The organism is Zunongwangia sp. SCSIO 43204 (assembly GCF_019904275.1).
In the GTDB taxonomy this organism is placed as follows: domain Bacteria; phylum Bacteroidota; class Bacteroidia; order Flavobacteriales; family Flavobacteriaceae; genus Zunongwangia; species Zunongwangia mangrovi.
Genome location: NZ_CP063204.1, coordinates 1,245,650 through 1,267,751, shown reverse-complemented (window position 1 = coordinate 1,267,751; position 22,102 = coordinate 1,245,650). Strand labels below are relative to the sequence as shown.

Genomic DNA, 22,102 nt, shown 5'->3' with positions numbered 1-22,102 from the left:
TCTAAAATAATGATACAGGCTAAAGTTGCTGAAATATTAGAAAGTGACCAGTTTTTACAGGAATTTAAAGTTAGCGGATGGGTACGTTCGTTTAGAAGTAATCGCTTTGTTGCGCTAAACGATGGATCGACTATAAATAACATTCAGTGTGTTATAGATTTTGAAAAATTTAATCCTGAAACTTTAAAAAGAATCACCGTTGGTGCAGCTATAAGCGTAAAAGGTATTCTTAAAGAAAGTGAAGGAAAGCAGCAACGTGTAGAGATCGAAGCTAAGGAAGTTAACATTCTTGGGGACGCAAATCCAGAAGAAGTAAAACTTACCATTCTTTCTCCCAAACGACACAGCTTAGAAAAACTACGTGAGCAGGCACATTTAAGAGTGCGTACTAATACTTTTGGAGCGATTATGCGTGTGCGTTCTAAACTGTCTTTCGCGGTACATAGTTATTTTCAGCAAAACAATTTCTATTACGTAAATACGCCGATTATAACGGGTAGTGATGCTGAAGGTGCAGGCGAAATGTTTAAAGTAACGAACTTTGACCTTAAAAATCCGCCTAAAAATGAAGACGGAAGTATCGATTATAAAAAAGATTTCTTCGGAAAAGAGACTAATCTTACCGTTTCTGGACAGTTAGAAGGAGAAACTTATGCACTTGGCTTGGGCCAGATCTATACTTTTGGACCAACATTTAGAGCGGAAAATTCGAATACTTCTCGTCACCTTGCAGAATTTTGGATGATCGAACCAGAGATGGCGTTTTGCGATCTTGATGGCAATATGGATCTTGCTGAAGACTTTATCAAATATGTAGTAAAATATGTTTTAGATAATTGCCAGGACGACCTTTCATTTTTAGAGCAACGTCTCACCAACGAGGACAAATCTAAACCTGCTGCAGAACGTAGCGATATGGGACTTATCGAAAAACTGAAGTTCGTTCTAGAAAACAACTTTAAGCGTGTAAGTTATACTGAAGCGATCGAAATCTTAAAGAATTCGAAGCCCAATAAAAAGAAAAAATTCAAATATATCATTGAAGAATGGGGTGCAGATCTACAAAGTGAGCACGAACGTTATTTGGTAGAAAAACACTTTAAATGCCCGGTGATCTTATTTGATTATCCAGCCAAAATAAAGGCATTTTATATGCGTTTAAACGAAGACGGAAAAACCGTTAGAGCGATGGATATTCTTTTCCCCGGAATTGGAGAAATCGTAGGTGGTTCTCAAAGAGAAGAACGTTTAGAAGTACTTCAGGAAAAAATGGCCGAGCTTGGTATCGAGGAAAAAGAATTATGGTGGTATTTAGACACCAGAAAATTTGGAACTTGTGTGCATAGTGGTTTTGGACTTGGTTTTGAGCGTCTTGTACAATTTGTTACAGGAATGGGTAATATTAGAGATGTAATTCCTTTCCCAAGAACACCACAAAGTGCCGAATTTTAAAGCATTGCTTTTTTGAGTGAACTACCCTGGGAAAAGTCAATGAGTTACTCATTAGAGACAAATATTTAATTAAAGGAAAAGCCTCGTGGTGGACTTGCAACAAAAAACTGGACAAATAGTTGAATGACTACGCTGCTAGTTTAAGGTTATACATGTCTAATTCAAATTCTCTTATAGTTCTATTTCCTAAAAAGGAATGTCTTCTTCTATTATTATACCAAGTTTCTATCCATCCAAAGATGGATAACTCCGCTTCAGATCTCAACTTATAATTGTGCCTATAAACCCATTCTACCTTTAATGATTTAAAGAACGATTCAGCAATGGCATTATCCCAGCAATTACCTTTTCTGCTCATAGATTGGTTTACTAAGCCATTGTAACTTTTAATTAATGAGGTAAACTTATGGCTGGCATATTGTATACCTCGGTCGGAATGAAAAATTAAAGACTGGGTTAAAGTAGTTTTCTTTATAGCCATATGCCAAGCCTTAATAATAGTGTCTTCTGTACTTAGATTATCGCTTAGAGCCCATCCAACAACTTTGCGGTTAAACAAATCAATAATGACAGTAAGGTATAACCAGCCCTGTTTGGTTTTGATATAGGTTATATCGCTTACCCAAACTTGATCCTGTCGGCTTACTTCAAAGTTTTGGTTTAATAAATTAGGAGCTATGGGGTAATTATGTTGACTATATGTGGTTGCTTTAAACTTACGTTTTCGTTTTGCAAACAAATAATTAGCACTCATAATACGTGCAACTCTAGGCTTTGATATTTTATAGCCTAATGTCTCTAGTTCTGTTTTTATTCTAGGTGAACCATAGCTTTGAAAGCTATCTTTAAATATAGATTTAATAAGCCCAGTTACCTTTTGATTTTCTAACCATAATTTACTTGGTCCCGATTGTAACCAATGGTAATAGCCACTTTTGCTTACTTTCAATATTTTACACATCGTCTCGACAGGAAATCTCATAAGGTGTTGTTTTATAAACCTGTATTTTTCTTGTCGCTCGCGGAGAAGATGCTGATGGCCTTTTTTAAGATGTCTCGTTCTAACTCGGCTTCTTTTAATGCCTTTTTTAATCGGGCTATCTCTTTTTCTTCATCGGTCATTTTAGGATTACCACGGCCAGGGAAACTGTTGTTACCGTAATCTTTTAACTCTCTACGCCAACGGTAAAGTACAGATGGAAATATATCCAAGTCTTCACATACTTGTTTTACATTGCCTTTAGCATAACTTAACTCGACTGCTTTTTGTTTAAATTCTAAGGTGTAATGTTTAGATTTTCTTCTCATAATTGCTAAGGTAATAACTAGCAAAAATATTCTCTCAACTTAGTGTCCGGTCTAATGTAGTAATTCCATGGTATTAAAGCTTTTGGCACTTGCCAATAAAATCTAACCTCACAGCTTATTAAAACTGTGAGGTTTTTTGATTTAGGATACTTATGCTTAATTTACCGACATGAAAAAATCTAAATCGTTCCTAAAGACAATAAAAGCATTTAATTTTATGCAAGTTATTGGCTTGGTGGCTTCAGCATTTATCTTTTTAAAATTTATCATTTTCACTGTTAATGCCGCTTTACAAGGCTGGTTTAATCCTATGTAGCCTAATCCTTGAAAATTAGAGAAACTCATATTGTTCCAAATCTTACTGAAGAAATTAGATTGCAGGAATATGCTGCAAACATCTTTGAATCGATTACTACTAGAAGTGCGGTTAAAAAAGCGATCAAAAAACAGCGAATTTTAATTAATGGCGAGATTGGACAAACTGGCGACTGGATTTTAGAAGGCCAAAAAATCGACTTGCTACAAAGCGAAAATCAACAAAAGAGCTTTGAATTAAAGCTGGAAGTTGTTTACGAAGATGAGCATATTGCGGTAATCAATAAACCTGCAGGTTATCCAACAAGCGGAAATTACTTTAAAACTATAAAAAATGCGCTTCCTTTTAATCTAAAATCGTCTAAAGAAACAGATCGATTAGAAAATCCGCAGCCGGCGCATCGTTTAGACAATCCTACAAGCGGAATTTTACTCTGCGCAAAAACAAACAAGGCTTTAATTGAACTCAATAGACAATTTCAGCAGAAAGAGATTCAAAAAACCTATATCGCGATCGTAGAGGGGAATTTTCCGGATACTACGCAGGTTTTTGAAAATGAAATTGAAGAAAAATCAGCTAGAACTTCAGTAAAACTTTTAAAAAAATTAGCTTTTAAAACCACGAATCTTAGCTTAGTAGAGGCTAAACCTTTAACAGGAAGAACACATCAAATAAGAATTCATCTTGCCAAGAATGGGTTTCCTATTTTAGGTGAAAAACTCTATGGATCTCCTAACTTCAATTTTGGTAAAGGTTTATTTTTAGCTTCTATAGCCGTAGGTTTTGCACATCCTGTAGATTCGACAGAAATGTATTTTGAGATCGATTTCCCGAAGAAATTCAAAAGAATTACAGAAAATCTTTAGTATACTTAACAAAATTTTACCACAATCATCTACTGTGCCAAACTGCATTGAGCGAACATTTCCGTATTTTTGTGAGTAGAAGAAATTATTTTATATGCTAAAACAGCAATTAAATTTTAAGTTATCACAGAAGCTATCACCGCAACAAATCCAGTTGATGAAGCTTATACAATTGCCTACACAGGCTTTTGAACAGCGCATTAAACAGGAAATTGAGGAAAATCCTGCGCTCGAAACCGGGAAGGATGAACAGCGTGATGAATATGATTATGAAGATGAATACGATAACCGAGATTCTGAAGCTGAATTTGATGATAACAACGAGATCGATGCAGAAGATATAAATGTTGATGAATATCTAAGTGACGACGAGATACCTAGCTATCGTCTACAGGCTAATAATTACAGTGCCGACGAAGAGGAAAAGCGAGTTCCTTATGCTGCCGGAACTTCGTTCACTCAGCATTTAAGAAACCAATTAAACACGTTTCGATTTAATGAAAATGAATTTGAGATCGCTGAATTTTTAGTAGGAAGCATCGATGAAAGCGGTTATATACGTCGAAATATTCCGGATATCGTAGACGATCTTGCTTTTACTCAAAATGTTTATACCGATGAAGAAACGGTTGAAAAGGTGCTAAAGAAAGTTCAGGAATTAGATCCTGCTGGTGTTGGTGGGCGTTCGCTTCAGGAATGTTTACTTATCCAATTAAAGCGAAAAGAAGCAACCAGAGCAGTAACGCTGGCTTCAGAAATTATAGAAGAATCTTTCGATCAATTCAGCAAAAAGCACTACACAAAATTACTTTCTAAGCATGATATTTCTGAAGATGATCTTAGAGATGCGATAGAAGTAATTAGTCATTTAAATCCTAAACCAGGAGGCGCTTATTCCGGGAATACCCGAATGGTAGAACATGTTATTCCAGATTTTACCATTAAGATCGTGGATGGCGACCTGGAGCTTAGCTTAAACGGTAGAAATGCCCCCGAAATGCATGTTTCCCGCGATTACAGCAACATGCTAAAAGGCTATAAAGAAAGTAAGAAAAAGACCAAAGAGCAGAAAGATGCAGTAATGTTTATTAAACAAAAACTGGATGCTGCGAAATGGTTTATTGAGGCGATCAAACAACGCCAGCAAACGTTAATGGTAACGATGAGTGCCATTATGCACTATCAAAAAGAATATTTCTTAACCGGTGACGAGCGAAATCTTAGGCCAATGATCCTAAAAGATATCGCAGATGAGATCGAAATGGATGTCTCTACAGTTTCTCGTGTTGCCAACAGTAAATACGTTGATACGCCATACGGAACAAAATTGATCAAAGAATTCTTCTCTGAATCGATGAAAAACGACCAGGGAGAAGATGTTTCTACCAGAGAGATCAAAAAGATTCTTGAAATGTCGATCGAAGAAGAAGATAAGAAGAAACCGCTCACAGACGAGAAGCTGGCAAAAGTGCTGAAAGATAAAGGTTATCCTATCGCACGAAGAACCGTAGCTAAATATAGAGAGCAATTAGATATTCCTGTGGCCCGTTTACGTAAAGAGATTTAATGAAAGGAATTCTAAAGATTGCTTCTTACCTTTTTCACCCCATTTGGATGCCATTTGCGGGGAGTTTACTATATTTTCAACTTACTCCGCGTTTCTTTCCAGAAGAGGTTATACAGGCCAAATTATTAGCCATTTCTATCATCACAGTTTTTATTCCGATCGTTTTCTTTTTTCTTCTGAAAAACCTGGGAAAAGTAACCAATATGAACTTAAGTGAAGTGAACGAAAGAAGGTGGCCACTTTTTTTCTTCGGAATGCTTACGCTAATGGTTTTAAACCAGATCTTAGATCGTTATAACTATCCTGAAATTTATTTTTACTTTTTGGGTATTCTAGCTGCCACAACTATCGCTTATGTCTTTACTTTTCTTAAAATCAAGATTAGTTTACACATGATGGGATTAGCGGGTTTCACCATGTTTTTAATAGCCTTTAGTCGCTATTTTCATATGAATTTAATTTTAGCTACCTCGGGATTATTGATCGCTCTGGGTTTAACAGCAAGCTCCAGATTATATTATAAAGCGCACACTAATTCTGAATTAATTTTAGGCAGCTTAGTGGGTGTTGTACCACAATTCCTACTATTCTATTACTGGCTATAAAATATAGAACATTAGGCCTACACGAATCGTTGACAATTCTAGAGTTTCACCATCTACATTAGCATTCTCAAAGAACGAATTAAGCCCGTAGTAGATCTGAAAATTAAAGGTGCTATAACCAAATGTAAAACTTGTACCTAATCTAAACCTATTCAATTCTGGCACATCACTTTGCTTAACAACATTACCATCCTGCTTAAAAACAGATCTAAAATGGTAAATATAACCTAGTTTAAGACCTGCATAAATACGCCAGAATTTATAGGATGAAAATGTAGATGTTCGCCATCTAAACTGAATTGGCGCTTCTACAAGAAAGGTATGAAAACGATTAGTATCATAGTCTATATTATCCTGACTAAGATTTCTAAAAACTGTCTCACCATTTTCACTTTCTCCAATGAATAAATTCTGCCCAAAACTATCGAAAGCTAGGCCTAGACCAACTCCCATTCCAAAATTACGATCTTTATTGAAAGGAATATCACGAATAAAACCTCCACTCAATCCGGCTGAAAATCCGTTTTGATCCATAAAGCCCGGTTGATCTGTAATAAAATTAAAGCTAAGGCCAAAGTAAAATTGATCTTCTCTATACGAACTATCGATAACTGTAGGAATACTATCGGCGTAAGCAGGATTAGTTTCCTGTGCTCTTGTGATAAAGCAAAATAGCAATAATAGAAAAGGTGAATATTTCATCTAGAAGATAAACTTTCAATTAAACAATCTCAGCATAAGCTTATGAGGCATGAATTCAGAAATTATTAATCGAAGTTAGCCTTGGAATGTATAATTTCGATTATAAAGTAAATATAAAAAAACATCCCATCCTTGATTAAAGGATGGGATGTTTTTAAATAATATTTAAACTAAACTAGATACTATTGGTTTGCAGTAGTAGCATCACCTTGTACAGTGGTATAGTTTATTTTTAAAGCTTCAGCTTTTCTAAGTTCTTGTTTAATATCTGAAACAAGACCCATATTCGTTTCTTTATCAACTTTTAAAGCTGTAGTTAAATATGGAATAAGCTCTTCTCTTTTACTATCTCTTTCAGAATAAATAAAAGATTGAACTTCACTAACATCAGCAAACTTATCGTTTAACTGAATTCTAGCCTCGGTTCCAAATTTCTGTTGATATCTCTGGCTTGGTTTCCCTGCATAGATATACATTACCAAATCTTTTTTATCAAGCTTCTCAACTTGATCTGCAGTAGGTAATGAATTCTGAACCATTAACGTAGTTTCACGCATCGTTGTCGCTACCATAAAGAAAAACAGTAACATAAATACAATATCAGGTAACGACGCCGTACTGATCGCAGGCAACTCTCCAGACTTTTTCTTTTTAAATTTAGACATAATATATGCTCTATTAATTTAGTAAAAAGGCTGTTAACCTCTATTTAGGCTCGGCTTCAGAAAGCTTTTGAGGAATCATATCTTTAATTGTTTCGATCTTTTCCTTTAAAGATTCTTTTCTTCCTTCACCTGTTTTAGGATCGTTATACTCGGTTTCCAGTTCTACAAAAGTTGAACCATACAAACGCTTAGCCTCACGATTTCTTAATTCGTTATATGCAGCTACCAATTCGTTCTGTACTGCAATATAAGTACCATACTCTGTACCACGGTTATTTACTAAAGAAATAACTGCTTTCTTTGGGTTTACAGAAAGGTCTGGATCTGCAGATCCCTGGCAAAAGCTACATGCTTCACTTCCAGTTCCACCTCCATTATCAAGAAAGGCAACAGCGGCTTGTCTTAGATCCTTCAATTCCATTTCCTCGTCCTCTACCAACAAATCGTTATTAGAGTTCACCACTACTTCAAATACATTACGCATTTTTAGTGTTGGTGGTTCAACATCTTCGGGCTGCCATGGCGGTAGCTTTCTACTAATCCCCTTATCTGTCTCGATGGTAGTAGTTACCAGGAAGAAGATAAGAAGTAAGAAAGCGATGTCTGCCATAGATCCCGCATTTACTTCTGGTGATGATCTTCTAGCCATAGGTTCTTAACTTATTAGTTTTTTAACTCCGGAAAATACCATTGCTAATATTGCAAGTGCAGCAAGAATGTAGAAGCAAACTAAACCAGCTCCTACCCAATGTACTGTACCAGCAGTAATAATATCTCCGTCTCTTGTAGTTACTTCTGTACCTGTTGTTACCAAATATGATACCAAAACAACCACGGCGAAAGATACTATCCCAATTATTGTATTTTTAATGTTACCACGGAACAATCCAGCGATAACAAAGATCACGACAAGAGCAACCACAACTGCTAGTACTAGATATGAAATCCACATCATTGGTTCCAGCACGCTGCCTTGAACATCTGCCGATGCCTCGATTGCATCGTCACCAGCAGCCAGGATTCTTCCTAAGAAGATAAGCCCTAGCACACCTATAACTAATGCAACATATTTTAAAATTTTATGTAAAGTCATAACTTTTATTAGTCAGGTCTTATTATACTCTTTTTTTGTTTTTGTAATCTACAAGCATATCGATAAGCAAGATAGAAGCATCTTCCATATCATTTACGATACTATCGATCTTAGCGATGATGTAGTTGTAGAAAATCTGAAGGATAATTGCAACAATAAGTCCAAATACCGTAGTAAGAAGTGCTACTTTAATACCTCCAGCAACAAGAGATGGTTGCATATCACCAGCAGCCTCAATTTTATCGAAAGCTTCGATCATACCAATTACCGTACCCATGAAACCAAGCATAGGAGCAAGAGCGATAAATAAAGATACCCAAGAAACGTTTTTCTCAAGTTGTCCCATTTGCACACCACCGTAAGCAACAACTGCTTTCTCTGCAGATTCGATGCTTTCGTCAGCACGGTCAAGACCTTGATAATAGATAGAAGCAACAGGACCTCTAGTATTTCTACATACTTCTTTAGCAGCTTCGATACCACCACTGTTTAAAGCTTCCTCTACGTTACGAGCTAATTTTTTAGTGTTAGTAGTTGCAAGGTTTAAATAGATAATTCTCTCTATGGCAATTGCCAAACCAAGAATAAGACATAAAAGTACGATACCCATAAATCCGGCACCACCTTCTATAAAACGTCTTTTTAATTCCTGATGAAAACCAACTTCTTCATCTCCATCAGCCGTTGCAGTAGCTTCCTCATCGTCCTGAACGAAAGTTGCTATCGTACCTGGCAATGTGTTAACCATGTTTGCCGCTTTAAGATTACCGGCACCTAACACCATAATCGCAGCGATTACCAAAATAGAAAATAATCTTTTCATTACTGTTTGTCTTAATTTAATTAGTTAAAGGGTTAAAGATATAAAAATAATTTTTTAATAAAAACACCAGCAGAGAGGAAGGGATTCGAACCCTCGATACGCTTTTGGCGTATACACACTTTCCAGGCGTGCGCCTTCGACCACTCGGCCACCTCTCTAGTTTAATGTTTAAAACGGTGCGCCAAATAACAAAAAAAAATGCTCTCGGTCAAGTATGATTCGTTAATTTTACGACATTTCGCCTCTCAGCGAGGTTTCATATATAGTTTTAAAGACTTTATGTGTTAAATTTTTATCTAATAGGTACATTAATTTAGCTATTGCTGCTTCAGTAGTAATGTCTTTACCAGAAACCACGCCTATCTTTTTCATCGCCACACTGGTTTCATAATTTCCCATTGCTACACTTCCTCCTGCGCATTGTGTCACGTTCACCACCTTAAGACCTGCCTTAATTTTTTCTTCTAATAATTCCAAAAACCAGGATTGTGTTGGTGCATTCCCACTTCCATAAGTTTCCAAAACTACTCCTTTTAATCCCTGCAAGCTTAAAATGTGAGTTACCACTTCCTTCGTGATTCCCGGAAACATTTTTAAAATCACCACGTTCGTATCGAAATGAGGATGTAATTTTAATTGCTGCTTCCTGCTCTGCTTCCAAAGAATTTTAGAATTTACAGATAAATGCACACCAGATTCTGCTAACGGAGCATAATTTAAAGAAGCAAATGCCTGAAAATGTTCAGCATTTATTTTCGTGGTTCGATTTGCTCGATATAATTTATATTCAAAATACAATCCAACTTCAGCAATAACGGGTTTACCATTTTTTTGTAAGCTGGCGATTTGAATACTTGTAATTAAATTTTCCTTGGCATCTGTTCGAAGATCTCCAATAGGCAATTGCGAGCCCGTAAATATCACTGGCTTACTTAAATTCTCGAACATAAAACTTAAGGCAGACGCAGTATACGACATCGTATCACTTCCGTGGAGCACAACAAAACCATCATAATCTTCATATCGATCGTAAATAATGCTCGCTATTTTTCTCCATTCTTCAGGATTCATATCTGAAGAATCGATTGGATACTCAAAACTTAAGGTCTCAATCTCATTTTCGAGAATATTTAATTCTGGAATATTTTGCAGAAGATCATCAAAATTGAATGGCTTTAGAGCACCTGTTTGATAATCTTTAACCATACCAATAGTACCACCGGTATATAATAAAAGTATCTTAGTTTTGTTGGCCATACAATCCTTCTTTATTGATCACAGGATTTGCATACATTAAAAGGTAACTATTAAGCTCTAAAGAATTTTTAAAATCAACTCTTCGCTTCAAGCGTCTTTCAAAGCGTCTTTTATCTTTAAAAGTATATTTAGAAGCATATTGATCTGTATTATTCAGCATATCATGTGCTATATAATTGGCAGGCCAAAGCTTATAGTTTTTGTGGATTTCACGATCTACCTTATTGGCTATAGCTTTTAATTGCTCGTTTGGTGAAGTAAAATCCTGTCCTATTTCAGAAAATAAACTGGCATCCATTAGATCACCGGCACTCACATGAATTCTTCCTTTAATACCTAAAATCCCCTGGATGATCGATTTAAAATCTTCATCTGGTGCCTTCACATATTTCTCTTTCATTCGTTTTGAAAGAATTTCAGGCATTTTTAAGACATCTGTAGGATCAAATTCGTAAGAAATCGAAATAGGTACGATCTTTAGCTTTCCAAAATAATCGGTAAGACTTTGGTCACCTTTGGCCATTCCTATCATTTTAAGCACACCTTGCTGCGTATAATCACTACCATCTTTGGTTCGCCCTTCACGTTGTGCCATCCAGACAGAACGCTTATCTTCCATCAACATTTTGCGTATGAACGTTGAAAGCTCTAGTGAACTTTTAAACATTTCACGCGGACTCAATTTTCTGCGGACTAAAAAGTTTCGGTTTAGCTTCGATAAAGCCATCAAAAACGTTTTCTGAACTAAATTATCGCCAATAGCCGAAGCCGTCATCACCAAATCGTGATTATACAAGGTGTAATTAAGCAAAGAAGTATCCAGAATAATATCGCGATGTGTAGACAAAAAGAAGTAGGATTCGCCAGGTTTTAGTTTTTCAAAACCACTATCGGTTACCCCATCGGTACTTTTCTCTATGATCTTCCCTACAGAATGGTAAATGATCTTGGTTTGAAAATCACGAATACTTTTACAGCTAAAAACGATCTCTTTTATTTCTTCGGAAGTTTTCTCCGGAAATGTAAAATGAAGGAGCGCCTTCATCATAGGATGTTTTATGTAATGCTGAAGGGATTCCTGAACCTCCTTTTCATTATAAAATCTTATCTCTTCAAAGTCTTGCACGTGTCTGGCTTATTATAGCAAATGAACAAAAAATTAACTAATTAAGGTTTAAATACCGAATATATCTTTTGAATTCTGCGTTGTAATTTCAGCTATTTCAGCCAAAGACATATTATAGATCTCGGCCAATTTTTCAACAACATTAATAATGTAAGAAGATTCATTTCTCTTTCCTCTAAATGGCGTTGGGGCAAGATAGGGAGCATCGGTCTCTAAAACGATATGCTTTAAAGGAACTTCAGCTAAAAACTTATCGATCTTACCATTTTTAAAGGTTACCACACCACCAATACCTAATTTTAGATTATACGAGATTGCTTTTTTTGCATGATCCAAAGTTCCCGTGAAACAATGAAAAATCCCGAACAGATCATCTCCTTTTTCTTCTTCCAAAATTTCAAAAACCTCATCAAAAGCCTCTCGGCAGTGAATTACGATAGGCAATTTATATTTTTTAGCCAATTGGATTTGATACCTAAAGGCTTCTTGCTGAATTTGCAGAGTACTTTTATCCCAGTACAGATCGATCCCAATTTCGCCAACAGCAATAAAATCTCTCTGCTGAAATTGATTTTCGATAAATTGAAGCTCACTTTTATAATTCTCCTGAACATGGGTTGGATGCAATCCCATCATTAAGTGAACACGATCTGGAAATGATTTCTCAAGATCATACATTCTATCTACATAAGTAGAGTCGATCGCGGGGATAAAAAAGCGCTCTACATTTGCATCTATTGCTCTTTGGATCATCACGTCACGATCTTCATCAAAAGATTCGCTGTATAAATGTGTATGCGTGTCTGTTATTATCATATCTGCAAAAATAATTTATTTTGAAAACCTATCTTTGTCCAAAACCGGAAAAGAATGGCGAGTCTCAAGAAAATCCTGAAAGAAAAGGGGTATAAAAGCATCAAATTTACTTTCACTAAAACAAATCACCTCGAAATAAAGGCCAAAATCAATACTATTGAAGGGAATTTTATTTTAGACACAGGGGCATCCAGTACTTGCGTAGGGGCAGATAGCATAGAACATTTCGACCTATTACCAGAAGATAGCGATGTAAAAGCGGCTGGTGCCGGTGCATCTAATATGATCACTCAGATTTCACAAAAAAACCGAATAGAAATCAATGGTTGGAAGAAAAAGAAAATAGACCTTGTTGTTTTTGATCTTCGTCATGTAAACGAAGCTCTTTTACAGCACGATGCAGAAAAAGTACACGGTATAATTGGCGCAGATATTTTAAAGAAGGGAAAAGCAATTATCGATTATAAATCAAAAACATTATTCTTAAAATAGTAAAGTGCCTCGGGGACTTGCCCTGAGGCTTTTTTTTTTTTGAAAATCATCTTTGTATCGAGGCAAGCCTCGGAACATTTAACTTCGATTATCGAGTAAAATAGGGTATTTCTCCCCTTTTATACAATTCTAATATCATCTAACTTTGAAGAAACCAATGTTAGATTTTATGTTTTTCCCAAAAAAGGAATATTTAAAACCTCATCCTGCATCGTATATCCTAATTTTTGCGGTTATAGGCATCATTTTTTTAAATATCCTGAATTTGGTTTATTCTTAACTTATTTTTTATCCAACCAACCAAAACTTAAAAAGGGAAGCTTGCGCTTCCCTTTTCTATTTTGAACATGGGTAAGAGAACTTTAAAGCTCTAAAGCTCTCTTTATATCATTATCCATAAGTAATTCTTCTGGGTTTTCTACAGCTTCTTTTATCGCAACTAAGAAACCAACAGATTCTTTACCATCTACAATTCTGTGATCATAAGATAATGCAACATACATCATTGGTCTAATTTCTACATGACCATCGATCGCAACTGGACGATCTACGATGTTATGCATTCCTAAGATTCCACTTTGTGGAGGGTTAATAATAGGTGTAGACATCATCGATCCAAACACACCACCGTTAGTGATAGTAAACGTACCACCAGTCATTTCGTCTACAGTTATCTTACCATCACGCGCTTTAAGTGCCAAACGTTTTACTTCTTCTTCTACTCCTCTAAAGCTTAAGTTTTCAGCATTTCTAACAACCGGCACCATTAAACCTCTAGGCCCAGAAACAGCAATACTAATATCTTTATAGTCATATTTTACCTGAAAATCTCCGTCGATCATAGAGTTGACATCTGGATACATTTCTAAAGCTCTCACTACAGCTAAAGTAAAGAATGACATAAATCCTAGACTTACACCGTGCTTATCTTTAAACTCTTCTTTATATTTTTTTCTTAAGGCATAAATTGCAGACATATCTACTTCGTTAAAAGTAGTAAGCATAGCAGTTTCACTTTTTGCTGCTACTAAACGTTCTGCAACTTTACGTCTTAGCATAGACATTTTCTTACGAGATTCTCCGCGTTTTCCTGTACCTGGAGTTCCCATAGAAGCTTTTGCCTGCACTGCATCTTCCTTTGTAATTCTTCCATCTTTACCGCTACCACTAACAGATTTAGGATCTACTCCTTTTTCGTCTAAGATCTTTTTAGCTGCTGGCGAAGGACTTCCTGTAGCGTAAGTATCGTCCTGCTTTTGCGAAGGTGTTGAAGATTTAGATGGCTCTTCAGTCTTAGCAGGTGCTTTATCGCTATCTTCCTTAGATTCTTTTTTCTCTTGTTCTTCTTTTACATCTTCTTCAGCAGAATCTCCACCTCCTGGCTTTTCTGCTTCAGTATCGATTAAGCATACCACTTCACCAACTGCAACTGTATCACCTTCTTCTGCTTTAAGAGTAATAATACCGCTTGCTTCAGCTGGTAATTCTAACGTAGCTTTATCACTATCGACTTCGGCAATTGCCTGATCTTTTTCAACGTAGTCCCCGTCTTCTACCAACCATTCTGCGATTTCTACTTCGGTTATAGATTCACCGGGGGATGGAACTTTCATTTCTAAGGCCATGTTCTTCTTTTTTATTTTTGTTTCTGGCTAAACCAGAAAATTATTCAAATTTAATTATTCTTCAGTTAATGATTTATCAAAAACGCTATCGATAACGCGTTGATGTCTTTTCTTAAAGCGTACTGCACTACCAGCTGCTGGCGAGCCATAGAACTTACGGCTACAACATCTAAATTTCTTCGCTTCATCGATATGCATTAGCATATGACCATAAGCACCCATATTCTTAGGTTCTTCCTGCGCCCATACAATATCATCTGCGTTCTTATATTTACTAATCGCTTCTCTCATTTTCTCTACCGGAAGCGGGAATAACTGCTCTACTCTTACCAGAGCAACATCTTCACGCTCGTTTTCTTCCTTATATTCTAAAAGATCATAATAGAATTTACCGGTACAGAACACTAAGGTTTTCACCTTATCTGCTTTTGCTTCTAGATCGTCGATCACCATTTGGAAAGATCCTTCAGCAAATTCTTCTTTTGTTGAATTTACTCTAGAGTGTCTTAATAAACTCTTTGGAGTAAAGATAATAAGCGGCTTACGGAAACCAAATTTCATCTGTCTTCTTAACAAGTGGAACATGTTAGCCGGAGTTGTAACATCGGCAACGAACATATTATCTTTAGCACATAGCTGAAGAAAACGCTCCATTCTTGCTGAAGAGTGTTCTGCTCCCTGACCTTCATATCCATGAGGAAGGAACATCACTAATCCGTTTTGTAATTTCCATTTATCTTCTGCGGCAGAGATGTATTGATCGATCATGATCTGAGCACCGTTCACAAAATCTCCAAACTGCGCTTCCCAAATGGTTAGCGTATTAGGACTTGCCATAGCGTAACCATAATCAAATCCTACAACTCCATATTCTGATAATGGTGAATTGTAAATAAAGAAATCCCCTTCTCTACCTTCTATATTATTATGAAGAATAATTTCTTCTTCACTATCCTCTACTTTTAATACAGCATGACGGTGAGAGAATGTACCACGCTCACTATCCTGACCGCTAATTCTAACATTAAAACCTTCAGCCATTAATGTACCGTAAGCTAAATGCTCTCCCATAGACCAGTCGAGCTTATTATCTTCAAAGTACATTTTCTCACGTAAATTGATGATCTTATCGATTTTACGTAAGAATTTTTTATCCTCTGGTAATTTAGAAATTGCCTTTGCAACTTTATCCAGCTGATCCATACTTACGGTCGTATCAACATCCTCGATCATACGATCTTCCTGCACACTCTCGTAACCACCCCATTCATCTTCCATAAATGGTGTAATTCTGGTCGTATCTTCTTTTCTGGAATCCTCTAAATCTTCTTCAAGCTTTTTCTTATAATCATCTTCAAGCTTTTCGATATAAGATTCTTCGATCACTCCAGCTTTTACCAATTTTTCCGCATAAATATCTCTTGCATTTTTATGCTTAGCAATAGCTTTATAAAGTTTAGGCTGCGTAAATCTTGGCTCGTCACCTTCGTTATGACCATATTTTCTATACCCTAAAAGATCGATGAATACGTCTCTCTTAAATTGCATTCTAAAATCTAATGCAAAAAGTACCGCATGCACCACGGCTTCTGCATCATCTGCATTAACGTGAAGCACCGGTGAAAGAGTTACTTTAGCAACATCTGTACAATAAGTAGAGGATCTTCCATCTAAATAGTTAGTAGTAAAACCTATCTGGTTATTTACTACAATATGTATCGTACCAGCATTCTCGTAACCTTCGAGCTTAGCCATTTGCACTACTTCGTACACAACACCCTGCCCTGCAACGGCAGCATCACCGTGCACAAGAATAGGTAACACTTTAGAAGGATCTCCACTATATCTGCGATCTCTTTTAGCTCTTGCTATACCTTCTACCACAGGACCAACGGTCTCTAAGTGAGATGGGTTTGGAGCAATATTGATATTGATCTCTTTACCACTATTTGTCTGACGGCAAGACGTCCAACCCAGGTGATACTTTACATCACCATCAAAAATATCCTGCTCGTAATCTTTACCATCAAATTCGCTAAATATATCTTTAGCTGATTTACCAAAAATGTTGGTTAAGGTATTTAATCGACCACGGTGAGCCATCCCCATTACAAAGTCTTTAACTCCTTTTTCTGCAGCACCTTCAATTAAAGCATCTAAGGCAGGAATCAAAGTTTCACCTCCTTCGAGGGAGAATCGCTTTTGGCCAACGTATTTTCTATGTAAAAATCCTTCAAAAGAAACCGCTTCGTTAAGCTTTCTTAATATTTGCTTTTTTCTATCGGTATCAAATTCAGGATGGTTTTCGTTTACATTCAGTTTTTTCTGAATCCAATCGATCTCTTCAGGCTTTCTTATAAACATATACTCTACTCCAATAGAGTCGCAGTATATATTTTCTAAGTGCTTAATGATATCTTTTAATTTCTTGGGTCCTAGACCTAAAATATCACCAGCACCAAAAGTGGTCTCTAAATCATCTTTACTTAAACCGAAATTTTCGATATCAAGTGAAGGTTCGTAATGTCTTCTTTCCCTAACAGGGTTTGTTTTTGTGAATAAATGCCCTCGTGTACGGTATCCATCGATCAATCTAATAACCTGGAATTCCTTGTAAACATGCTCTGGCATTTCGCCTTCCTCAAACGTTACCGGAGCTTCTCCTAAAACTTCAGAAGAAACGCCGTTTTGCTCCATTCCGAAGTCAAAACCCTGAAAAAAAGCCCTCCAACTGGGCTCTACGCTATCTGGGTATTGTAAGTATTGGTCGTATAATTCAGCAAAATATGCAGTATGCGCGGCATTTAGAAATGAAAATCTGTCCATAAGTGGAAACTAATGTTTCTTTAAAGTGTAAAACACAGCAAAAGTACAATTTTTACAAAAAACTGCTTGCAGCATTCAATAGTTTTATTTTATACATTAAAAGAATTTTAACATAGCGATAAGGCAACATGAGCGCCAAATCGCACTAATTCTTACGAATATGATAATTTAAAATGAAAAGTGAATTAGAAAGAGATTAAAATTTAAGCAAAATTAGATAATATAAGATTGATTTAACTTTCTTCCGCTTTAAGACTAAAATTATCTAAAAAACTGAATATCAATCTAAATACCTAACTTAAACGGTACGATTCATCAGCATATTTCCAAAATCACGCAAAGGTTTTTTCTTCTCCTCGCTTATCGAAATACTATCCAGGACTTCAAAAGCCATTTTTGTATACTTTTGGATCTCTTCTTTGGTAGATTTTGCTGCACCGCTTTTTTGAAAGATCGACTTTACAGTTTCGATTTTACCAGAATTATCTTCAGGATCGATAGAATACAAATACTCTAACTGTTTTGCTTCATCTTCGTTAGAAGCTTCCAAAGATTTTAAATATAAAAATGTCTTCTTATTTTCTATAATATCGCCTCCAACCTGTTTACCAAAAGTTTTTGGATCTCCAAAGGCGTCTAAATAATCGTCCTGAAGCTGAAAAGCAATACCTAAAAGTCTTCCAAATTGATAAATGGCTTTTTTACAGTCTTCATCCACACCAGCTACAATTGCTCCCATTTGTAAGGATGCACCAACTAACACGGCGGTTTTATACTCGATCATCTTAAGATAATCTTCTATACTTACATCGTCCCGGGTTTCAAAATCTATATCGTATTGCTGCCCTTCACAAACCTCCATGGCGGTTTTGGTAAAAAGCTGTGCTAATTCTTTAAAAGTATTTCCTTCGTAATTTTCAAAAAGCTGGTAAGCATTAATAAGCATTGCATCTCCAGAAAGAATCCCGGTATTGATATCCCATTTTTCATGAACGGTTTCTTTACCTCTACGCAAAGGAGCATCGTCCATAATATCGTCATGAACTAAAGAAAAATTATGAAAAATTTCTATCGCTAAAGATGCATCTAAAGCTTCTTTGTAATCTTTTTCAAAGATTTCTGTAGCCATTAAAACCAGTACCGGTCGTAATCGTTTCCCGCCCAAACCAAGAATATAAACCATTGGTTCGTAAAGATTAGCAGGTTCCTTAATCGTTATTTTCTCTTCAAGATATTTTAAAAAAACCTCCCGATACTCTGTAATAGCCAGCATTAAAATAATTTTTCTGCTAAAATACCATAATTGCAATAATTTCAAATTCAATGCGATTATTAAATAATCGTAAACCTTGGAAACTTTATTTGTTTTAAAAGTTTCCGTGACATACATTTGCCGAAAATTTGAAGTTTGAAAGAGACTATTTTAAACATGGCGACCGAAATGTTTTTGGAGTATGGCTTTAAAAGCGTCACCATGGATGATATTGCAGCAAAATTGGGTATTTCTAAAAAAACGATTTACGCCAATTATTCAACCAAAACACTTTTGGTTAAGGATGTTGCTTTTAATATCCTGGAAACTATTCAAAAAAGTATTGCTGAAATAAAGAAAAAAGACATTAACGCTATAGAAGAACTTTTTGAAGTCAAAAAGCAGATAAGCATTTTTTTAAAAGATGAAAAAACGTCTCCGCAGTTTCAGTTGCAAAAATATTACCCTAAGATTTTTGAGAGTGTAACTCGCACTAAAGCAGATCTTGTGGCATGTAGTATAGAAGAAAATGTAACAAGAGGCATAAAAGAAGGACTATTTCGTAAAGAAATTGATGTGAAATTTATTTCAAGGTTATACCATGAAGGAACTAATTCGATAAGAGACACCAGTATTTTTCCCGCCGAAGAATATAGCAAAGCCAATTTGTTTCAATTATATATCGAGTATCACGTAAGAGGAATCGCAACTAAAAAAGGATTAGAAATTTTAGAAGAGCTAACAAAAAACAATGAAACACCTATCAATTAAACATTTTCTAACGCTGTTAGGCTTTATTAGCCTTGCATCCTACGCACAGGAAACTCAAGAAGTCCCCAAATCATTTTCTTTTTCTTTGGAAGAAGCGATTCGTTATGGCTTAGAGCATAACGTTGAAGCAGCGAATGCCCAAAGAGATATTGCCATTTCCCTAAAACAAAAATGGGAGATCATCGCACAGGGATTGCCACAAATAAGTGGCGCTGTAGATTACCAAAATTATATCAAGCAGCCCGTACAACTTTTACCTGCTGAAATTACCGGTGGCGAACCAGGAACATTTATCCCAGTAACTTTTGGTACGCAGCAAAGTATGAATGCAACTGCCACGTGGAATCAGATCATTTTTGATGGTTCTTACCTGGTAGGAATTCAATCTGCAAAAACATTGCTTCAGATTACCGAAAATGCAAAAACAAAAACAGATCAGGAAGTTAAAAAAGGAATTATTAATGCCTACGGAAATGTTCTTTTAGCTGAAGAAAATGTAGCCATTTTGAAGAAAAACGTAGAAAGCGTACAAAAAACCTTCGATGAGACCAAGCTTACTTTTGAAAATGGTCTTGCTGAAGAAGAAGATGTAGAGCAATTAGAGATCACCCTTCTTACCTTAAAAAACAATCTAAACAGAAGTACGCGCATGGCAGATATTGCTTACGAAATGCTAAATATCACCTTAGGTCTTCCGGTAGAAACAAATATTATACTTACCGAGGAATTAGAGGCATTAGCCATGCAATATTTTGATCTTTCGATCTTACAAAAAAATATCGCCGTAGAAGAGAATATCGACTTCAGAATCGCTAAAAACACAGCAGAATCTGCAGAAATCGAGGTGAAATTAGAACAAGCCAAAGCTTTGCCTTCCCTTACCGGATATGTAAACTATGGATACCAAGGATTTAGCCAGGAATTCACTTTTTTAAATGATAACCAGGAATACTTCGATCAATCGATCTTAGGAATAAGCTTAAACATCCCGATTTTTAGTAGCGGAATGCGTTCTGCAAGAACTCAGCAAAAGAAAATTGCTTTAGAGCAGGCTCTTGCTGACCTGGATTACACTAAAAATGAAGTAAAACAACAGATAAATTCAGCTAAAACAGAATACGAATACAGCCTGGACAACTATAATGTCCAGAAAAAGAACCTGGCTTTAGCAGAACGTATCGAAAATAAAAACAAAACAAAATTTGAAGAAGGTGTGGCCAGCAGTTTCGAACTAAGCGAAGCACAAAGACAATTATACACTGCACAACAGGATTACCTGCAATCGATGCTTAACGTGATAACAACCAAAGTTGAGCTAGAGAATTTATTAGATACAACCCAATATGAAGAAAAAGAATAATTATTCCCGCCATATGAAAAAATTAGCCGCAATTTTTAGTGTTTCTCTTTTATTAGCCGCCTGCGGAAATGAGAATGAAAAATCTATAGAAGACCTTATCGAAGAAGGTAATCTTACCGAAATACGAGCAAGGAAATCTGAACTTAGTAAAGAACAGAGTGCCTTAACTTCAGATATCAACAAACTAGACGAAGCCATTGGCAAACTAGATAAGAATAAAAACCTTAACCTTGTAACTGTACGAACTCTTAAAGATAGTACATTTCAGCATTTTGCTGAAGTACAGGGAGATGTTGCTACAGACGAGAACATTATCATTTACCCAGAATATTCTGGTATTCTACAAAAGGTTTATGTGAATGAAGGCGATCGTGTAAATAAAGGGCAAATTTTAGCTAAGATCGACGATGGCGGATTAGCAAGCCAAGTAGCGCAGGCTGAAGCGCAGGCAACTTTAGCCAAAACAACTTACGAGCGTCAAAAAAGGTTATGGGATCAAAATATAGGATCTGAGATTCAGTTTTTAGAAGCTAAAACTAATTTCGAAGCTTCTCAAAAAGCAGCCGAACAATTAAAATCTCAGCTTGCAAAAACAACTGTTACTGCTCCTTTTAGCGGTGTAATAGATGATGTAATTAGCAACCAGGGAGAGGTAGTAAGCCCGGGACAAAGTCAGCTTTTTAGAATCATCAACCTAAGCAATATGTATGTTGAAGCTGCAGTTCCAGAAAATTATCTTCCAAAGATCAAAAAAGGAACTTCAGTAAAAGTGATGATTAGTTCTATCAATAAAGAATACGAAGGAAAAGTGACAGAAGTTGGTAATAACATTAATGCCAACAACAGGACTTTTAGAGTGAAGATCGCTATCCCTAATCCAGATCAATTAATTCGACCTAATCAAATCGCAACCATTCTTTTAAACGATTACACTGCAGAAGGCGCTATAAGTATTCCTGAAAGTACGATTCAGAAAAACGCTATGGGAGAAAGCCTTGTCTACACTTTAGAAAACAAGACAGATAGTACCGGTGTTGCTAAGAAAACCGTGGTAGAAACCGGTTATGTTTACGACAATATGATCGAAGTAACCGAAGGTTTAGATGCAGGTACTACCATTATTGTTGAGGGAAGCAAGAGTTTAAGAGACGGACAGGAAGTAAAAATTAGCAAAAAGTAA

General features: G+C 36.1%; 20 protein-coding genes and 1 tRNA gene. 8 read left to right on the top strand and 13 right to left on the bottom strand.

Annotated features, from left to right (window positions below; translation table 11 throughout):
* The first annotated feature begins 9 nt into the window (after window positions 1-9).
* On the top strand, window positions 10-1,452 hold the full coding sequence (gene asnS / locus INR75_RS05650) for an asparagine--tRNA ligase (RefSeq protein ID WP_223091121.1): 1,443 nt from the start codon (window positions 10-12) through the stop codon (window positions 1,450-1,452).
* 127 nt (window positions 1,453-1,579) lie between these two features.
* On the opposite strand, the gene INR75_RS05645 is transcribed toward asnS, so the two are convergent.
* Window positions 1,580-2,784 (bottom strand): IS3 family transposase gene (locus tag INR75_RS05645; RefSeq protein WP_086026153.1). Its coding sequence is split into 2 segments (ribosomal slippage): window positions 1,580-2,505 and window positions 2,505-2,784, totalling 1,206 coding nucleotides; the frame shifts between segments, so codons are not numbered across the junction.
* Window positions 2,785-3,084: 300 nt separating this feature from the next.
* On the opposite strand from INR75_RS05645, the gene INR75_RS05640 reads away from it, so the two are divergent.
* The 3 genes from INR75_RS05640 to INR75_RS05630 all read left to right on the top strand — a co-directional run bounded on the left by INR75_RS05640 (window position 3,085) and on the right by INR75_RS05630 (window position 6,114).
* Window positions 3,085-3,942 (top strand): RluA family pseudouridine synthase, encoded by an 858-nt coding sequence (locus tag INR75_RS05640; RefSeq protein WP_223091120.1) that lies wholly within the window; start codon window positions 3,085-3,087, stop codon window positions 3,940-3,942.
* A gap of 94 nt (window positions 3,943-4,036) precedes the next feature.
* Window positions 4,037-5,509: an RNA polymerase factor sigma-54 gene (rpoN, locus tag INR75_RS05635; protein ID WP_223091119.1), complete on the top strand. Its 1,473-nt coding sequence runs from the start codon at window positions 4,037-4,039 to the stop codon at window positions 5,507-5,509.
* Window positions 5,509-6,114 carry a hypothetical protein gene (locus INR75_RS05630; protein ID WP_255584652.1) on the top strand — a complete coding sequence of 202 codons (606 nt, stop codon included), beginning with the start codon at window positions 5,509-5,511 and terminating at the stop codon, window positions 6,112-6,114. Before rpoN ends, INR75_RS05630 begins: the two co-directional genes overlap by 1 nt.
* Here the strand turns inward: INR75_RS05630 and INR75_RS05625 are convergent.
* From INR75_RS05625 to INR75_RS05585, 9 genes are all read right to left on the bottom strand, one after another.
* Window positions 6,109-6,816: a porin family protein gene (locus INR75_RS05625; protein ID WP_223091118.1), complete on the bottom strand. Its 708-nt coding sequence runs from the start codon at window positions 6,814-6,816 to the stop codon at window positions 6,109-6,111. The two genes, INR75_RS05630 and INR75_RS05625, sit on opposite strands and share 6 nt — an antisense overlap.
* A 182-nt stretch (window positions 6,817-6,998) precedes the next feature.
* Complete coding sequence (locus INR75_RS05620; protein WP_092540027.1) at window positions 6,999-7,481, bottom strand: biopolymer transporter ExbD; 483 nt, start codon at window positions 7,479-7,481, stop codon at window positions 6,999-7,001.
* A 40-nt stretch (window positions 7,482-7,521) separates the two neighbouring features.
* Complete coding sequence (locus tag INR75_RS05615) at window positions 7,522-8,130, bottom strand: biopolymer transporter ExbD (protein WP_092540026.1); 609 nt, start codon at window positions 8,128-8,130, stop codon at window positions 7,522-7,524.
* 6 nt (window positions 8,131-8,136) lie between these two features.
* A complete protein-coding gene (locus INR75_RS05610) occupies window positions 8,137-8,574 on the bottom strand; it encodes a hypothetical protein (RefSeq protein WP_092540025.1) in 438 nt (145 codons plus the stop codon).
* A gap of 22 nt (window positions 8,575-8,596) precedes the next feature.
* Window positions 8,597-9,397 carry a MotA/TolQ/ExbB proton channel family protein gene (locus tag INR75_RS05605; RefSeq protein ID WP_092540024.1) on the bottom strand — a complete coding sequence of 267 codons (801 nt, stop codon included), beginning with the start codon at window positions 9,395-9,397 and terminating at the stop codon, window positions 8,597-8,599.
* A 70-nt stretch (window positions 9,398-9,467) separates the two neighbouring features.
* Window positions 9,468-9,555, bottom strand: a tRNA-Ser gene (locus INR75_RS05600).
* Between the two features lie 70 nt (window positions 9,556-9,625).
* Complete coding sequence (locus INR75_RS05595) at window positions 9,626-10,654, bottom strand: asparaginase (RefSeq protein WP_223091117.1); 1,029 nt, start codon at window positions 10,652-10,654, stop codon at window positions 9,626-9,628.
* Window positions 10,638-11,780, bottom strand: coding sequence for a 1-acyl-sn-glycerol-3-phosphate acyltransferase (locus tag INR75_RS05590; protein ID WP_223091116.1), 1,143 nt, complete (start codon window positions 11,778-11,780; stop codon window positions 10,638-10,640). Before INR75_RS05590 ends, INR75_RS05595 begins: the two co-directional genes overlap by 17 nt.
* A gap of 48 nt (window positions 11,781-11,828) precedes the next feature.
* Window positions 11,829-12,596, bottom strand: a complete 768-nt coding sequence (locus tag INR75_RS05585; RefSeq protein ID WP_223091115.1) for a TatD family hydrolase — start codon at window positions 12,594-12,596, stop codon at window positions 11,829-11,831.
* A 54-nt stretch (window positions 12,597-12,650) separates the two neighbouring features.
* Here INR75_RS05585 and INR75_RS05580 point away from each other — a divergent pair, with 54 nt between their 5' ends.
* Entirely contained in the window at window positions 12,651-13,088 is a 438-nt protein-coding gene (locus INR75_RS05580) for a retropepsin-like aspartic protease (RefSeq protein ID WP_092540020.1), read from the top strand.
* Between the two features lie 362 nt (window positions 13,089-13,450).
* Here INR75_RS05580 and odhB read toward each other — a convergent pair whose 3' ends face one another.
* The 3 genes from odhB to INR75_RS05565 form a co-directional block, all read right to left on the bottom strand.
* Window positions 13,451-14,713 (bottom strand): 2-oxoglutarate dehydrogenase complex dihydrolipoyllysine-residue succinyltransferase, encoded by a 1,263-nt coding sequence (gene odhB, locus INR75_RS05575; RefSeq protein ID WP_223091114.1) that lies wholly within the window; start codon window positions 14,711-14,713, stop codon window positions 13,451-13,453.
* 54 nt (window positions 14,714-14,767) lie between these two features.
* Window positions 14,768-17,539, bottom strand: coding sequence for a 2-oxoglutarate dehydrogenase E1 component (locus INR75_RS05570; RefSeq protein WP_223091113.1), 2,772 nt, complete (start codon window positions 17,537-17,539; stop codon window positions 14,768-14,770).
* A gap of 298 nt (window positions 17,540-17,837) precedes the next feature.
* Entirely contained in the window at window positions 17,838-18,812 is a 975-nt protein-coding gene (locus tag INR75_RS05565) for a polyprenyl synthetase family protein (protein WP_223091863.1), read from the bottom strand.
* 135 nt (window positions 18,813-18,947) lie between these two features.
* On the opposite strand from INR75_RS05565, the gene INR75_RS05560 reads away from it, so the two are divergent.
* The 3 genes from INR75_RS05560 to INR75_RS05550 are packed head-to-tail and all read left to right on the top strand — an operon-like array spanning window position 18,948 to window position 22,102.
* The gene (locus INR75_RS05560; RefSeq protein WP_255584651.1) at window positions 18,948-19,562 is read left to right on the top strand and encodes a TetR/AcrR family transcriptional regulator; all 615 of its coding nucleotides are present in this window, start codon (window positions 18,948-18,950) and stop codon (window positions 19,560-19,562) included.
* Window positions 19,543-20,922, top strand: coding sequence for a TolC family protein (locus INR75_RS05555; protein WP_223091112.1), 1,380 nt, complete (start codon window positions 19,543-19,545; stop codon window positions 20,920-20,922). The genes INR75_RS05560 and INR75_RS05555 overlap by 20 nt, the downstream gene beginning before the upstream one ends.
* The gene (locus tag INR75_RS05550; protein WP_255584650.1) at window positions 20,906-22,102 is read left to right on the top strand and encodes an efflux RND transporter periplasmic adaptor subunit; all 1,197 of its coding nucleotides are present in this window, start codon (window positions 20,906-20,908) and stop codon (window positions 22,100-22,102) included. The genes INR75_RS05555 and INR75_RS05550 overlap by 17 nt, the downstream gene beginning before the upstream one ends.

Excerpts from the sequence above, each read along its gene's own strand:
- asnS (WP_223091121.1), top strand. The coding sequence starts at position 10 with ATGATACAGGCTAAAGTTGCTGAAATATTAGAAAGTGACCAGTTTTTA.
- rpoN (WP_223091119.1), top strand. The coding sequence starts at position 4,037 with ATGCTAAAACAGCAATTAAATTTTAAGTTATCACAGAAGCTATCACCG.
- INR75_RS05630 (WP_255584652.1), top strand. The coding sequence starts at position 5,509 with ATGAAAGGAATTCTAAAGATTGCTTCTTACCTTTTTCACCCCATTTGG.
- INR75_RS05625 (WP_223091118.1), bottom strand. The coding sequence starts at position 6,816 with ATGAAATATTCACCTTTTCTATTATTGCTATTTTGCTTTATCACAAGA.
- INR75_RS05620 (WP_092540027.1), bottom strand. The coding sequence starts at position 7,481 with ATGTCTAAATTTAAAAAGAAAAAGTCTGGAGAGTTGCCTGCGATCAGT.
- INR75_RS05615 (WP_092540026.1), bottom strand. The coding sequence starts at position 8,130 with ATGGCTAGAAGATCATCACCAGAAGTAAATGCGGGATCTATGGCAGAC.
- INR75_RS05610 (WP_092540025.1), bottom strand. The coding sequence starts at position 8,574 with ATGACTTTACATAAAATTTTAAAATATGTTGCATTAGTTATAGGTGTG.
- INR75_RS05605 (WP_092540024.1), bottom strand. The coding sequence starts at position 9,397 with ATGAAAAGATTATTTTCTATTTTGGTAATCGCTGCGATTATGGTGTTA.
- INR75_RS05595 (WP_223091117.1), bottom strand. The coding sequence starts at position 10,654 with ATGGCCAACAAAACTAAGATACTTTTATTATATACCGGTGGTACTATT.
- INR75_RS05585 (WP_223091115.1), bottom strand. The coding sequence starts at position 12,596 with ATGATAATAACAGACACGCATACACATTTATACAGCGAATCTTTTGAT.
- INR75_RS05580 (WP_092540020.1), top strand. The coding sequence starts at position 12,651 with ATGGCGAGTCTCAAGAAAATCCTGAAAGAAAAGGGGTATAAAAGCATC.
- odhB (WP_223091114.1), bottom strand. The coding sequence starts at position 14,713 with ATGGCCTTAGAAATGAAAGTTCCATCCCCCGGTGAATCTATAACCGAA.
- INR75_RS05570 (WP_223091113.1), bottom strand. The coding sequence starts at position 17,539 with ATGGACAGATTTTCATTTCTAAATGCCGCGCATACTGCATATTTTGCT.
- INR75_RS05565 (WP_223091863.1), bottom strand. The coding sequence starts at position 18,812 with ATGCTGGCTATTACAGAGTATCGGGAGGTTTTTTTAAAATATCTTGAA.
- INR75_RS05555 (WP_223091112.1), top strand. The coding sequence starts at position 19,543 with ATGAAACACCTATCAATTAAACATTTTCTAACGCTGTTAGGCTTTATT.
- INR75_RS05550 (WP_255584650.1), top strand. The coding sequence starts at position 20,906 with ATGAAGAAAAAGAATAATTATTCCCGCCATATGAAAAAATTAGCCGCA.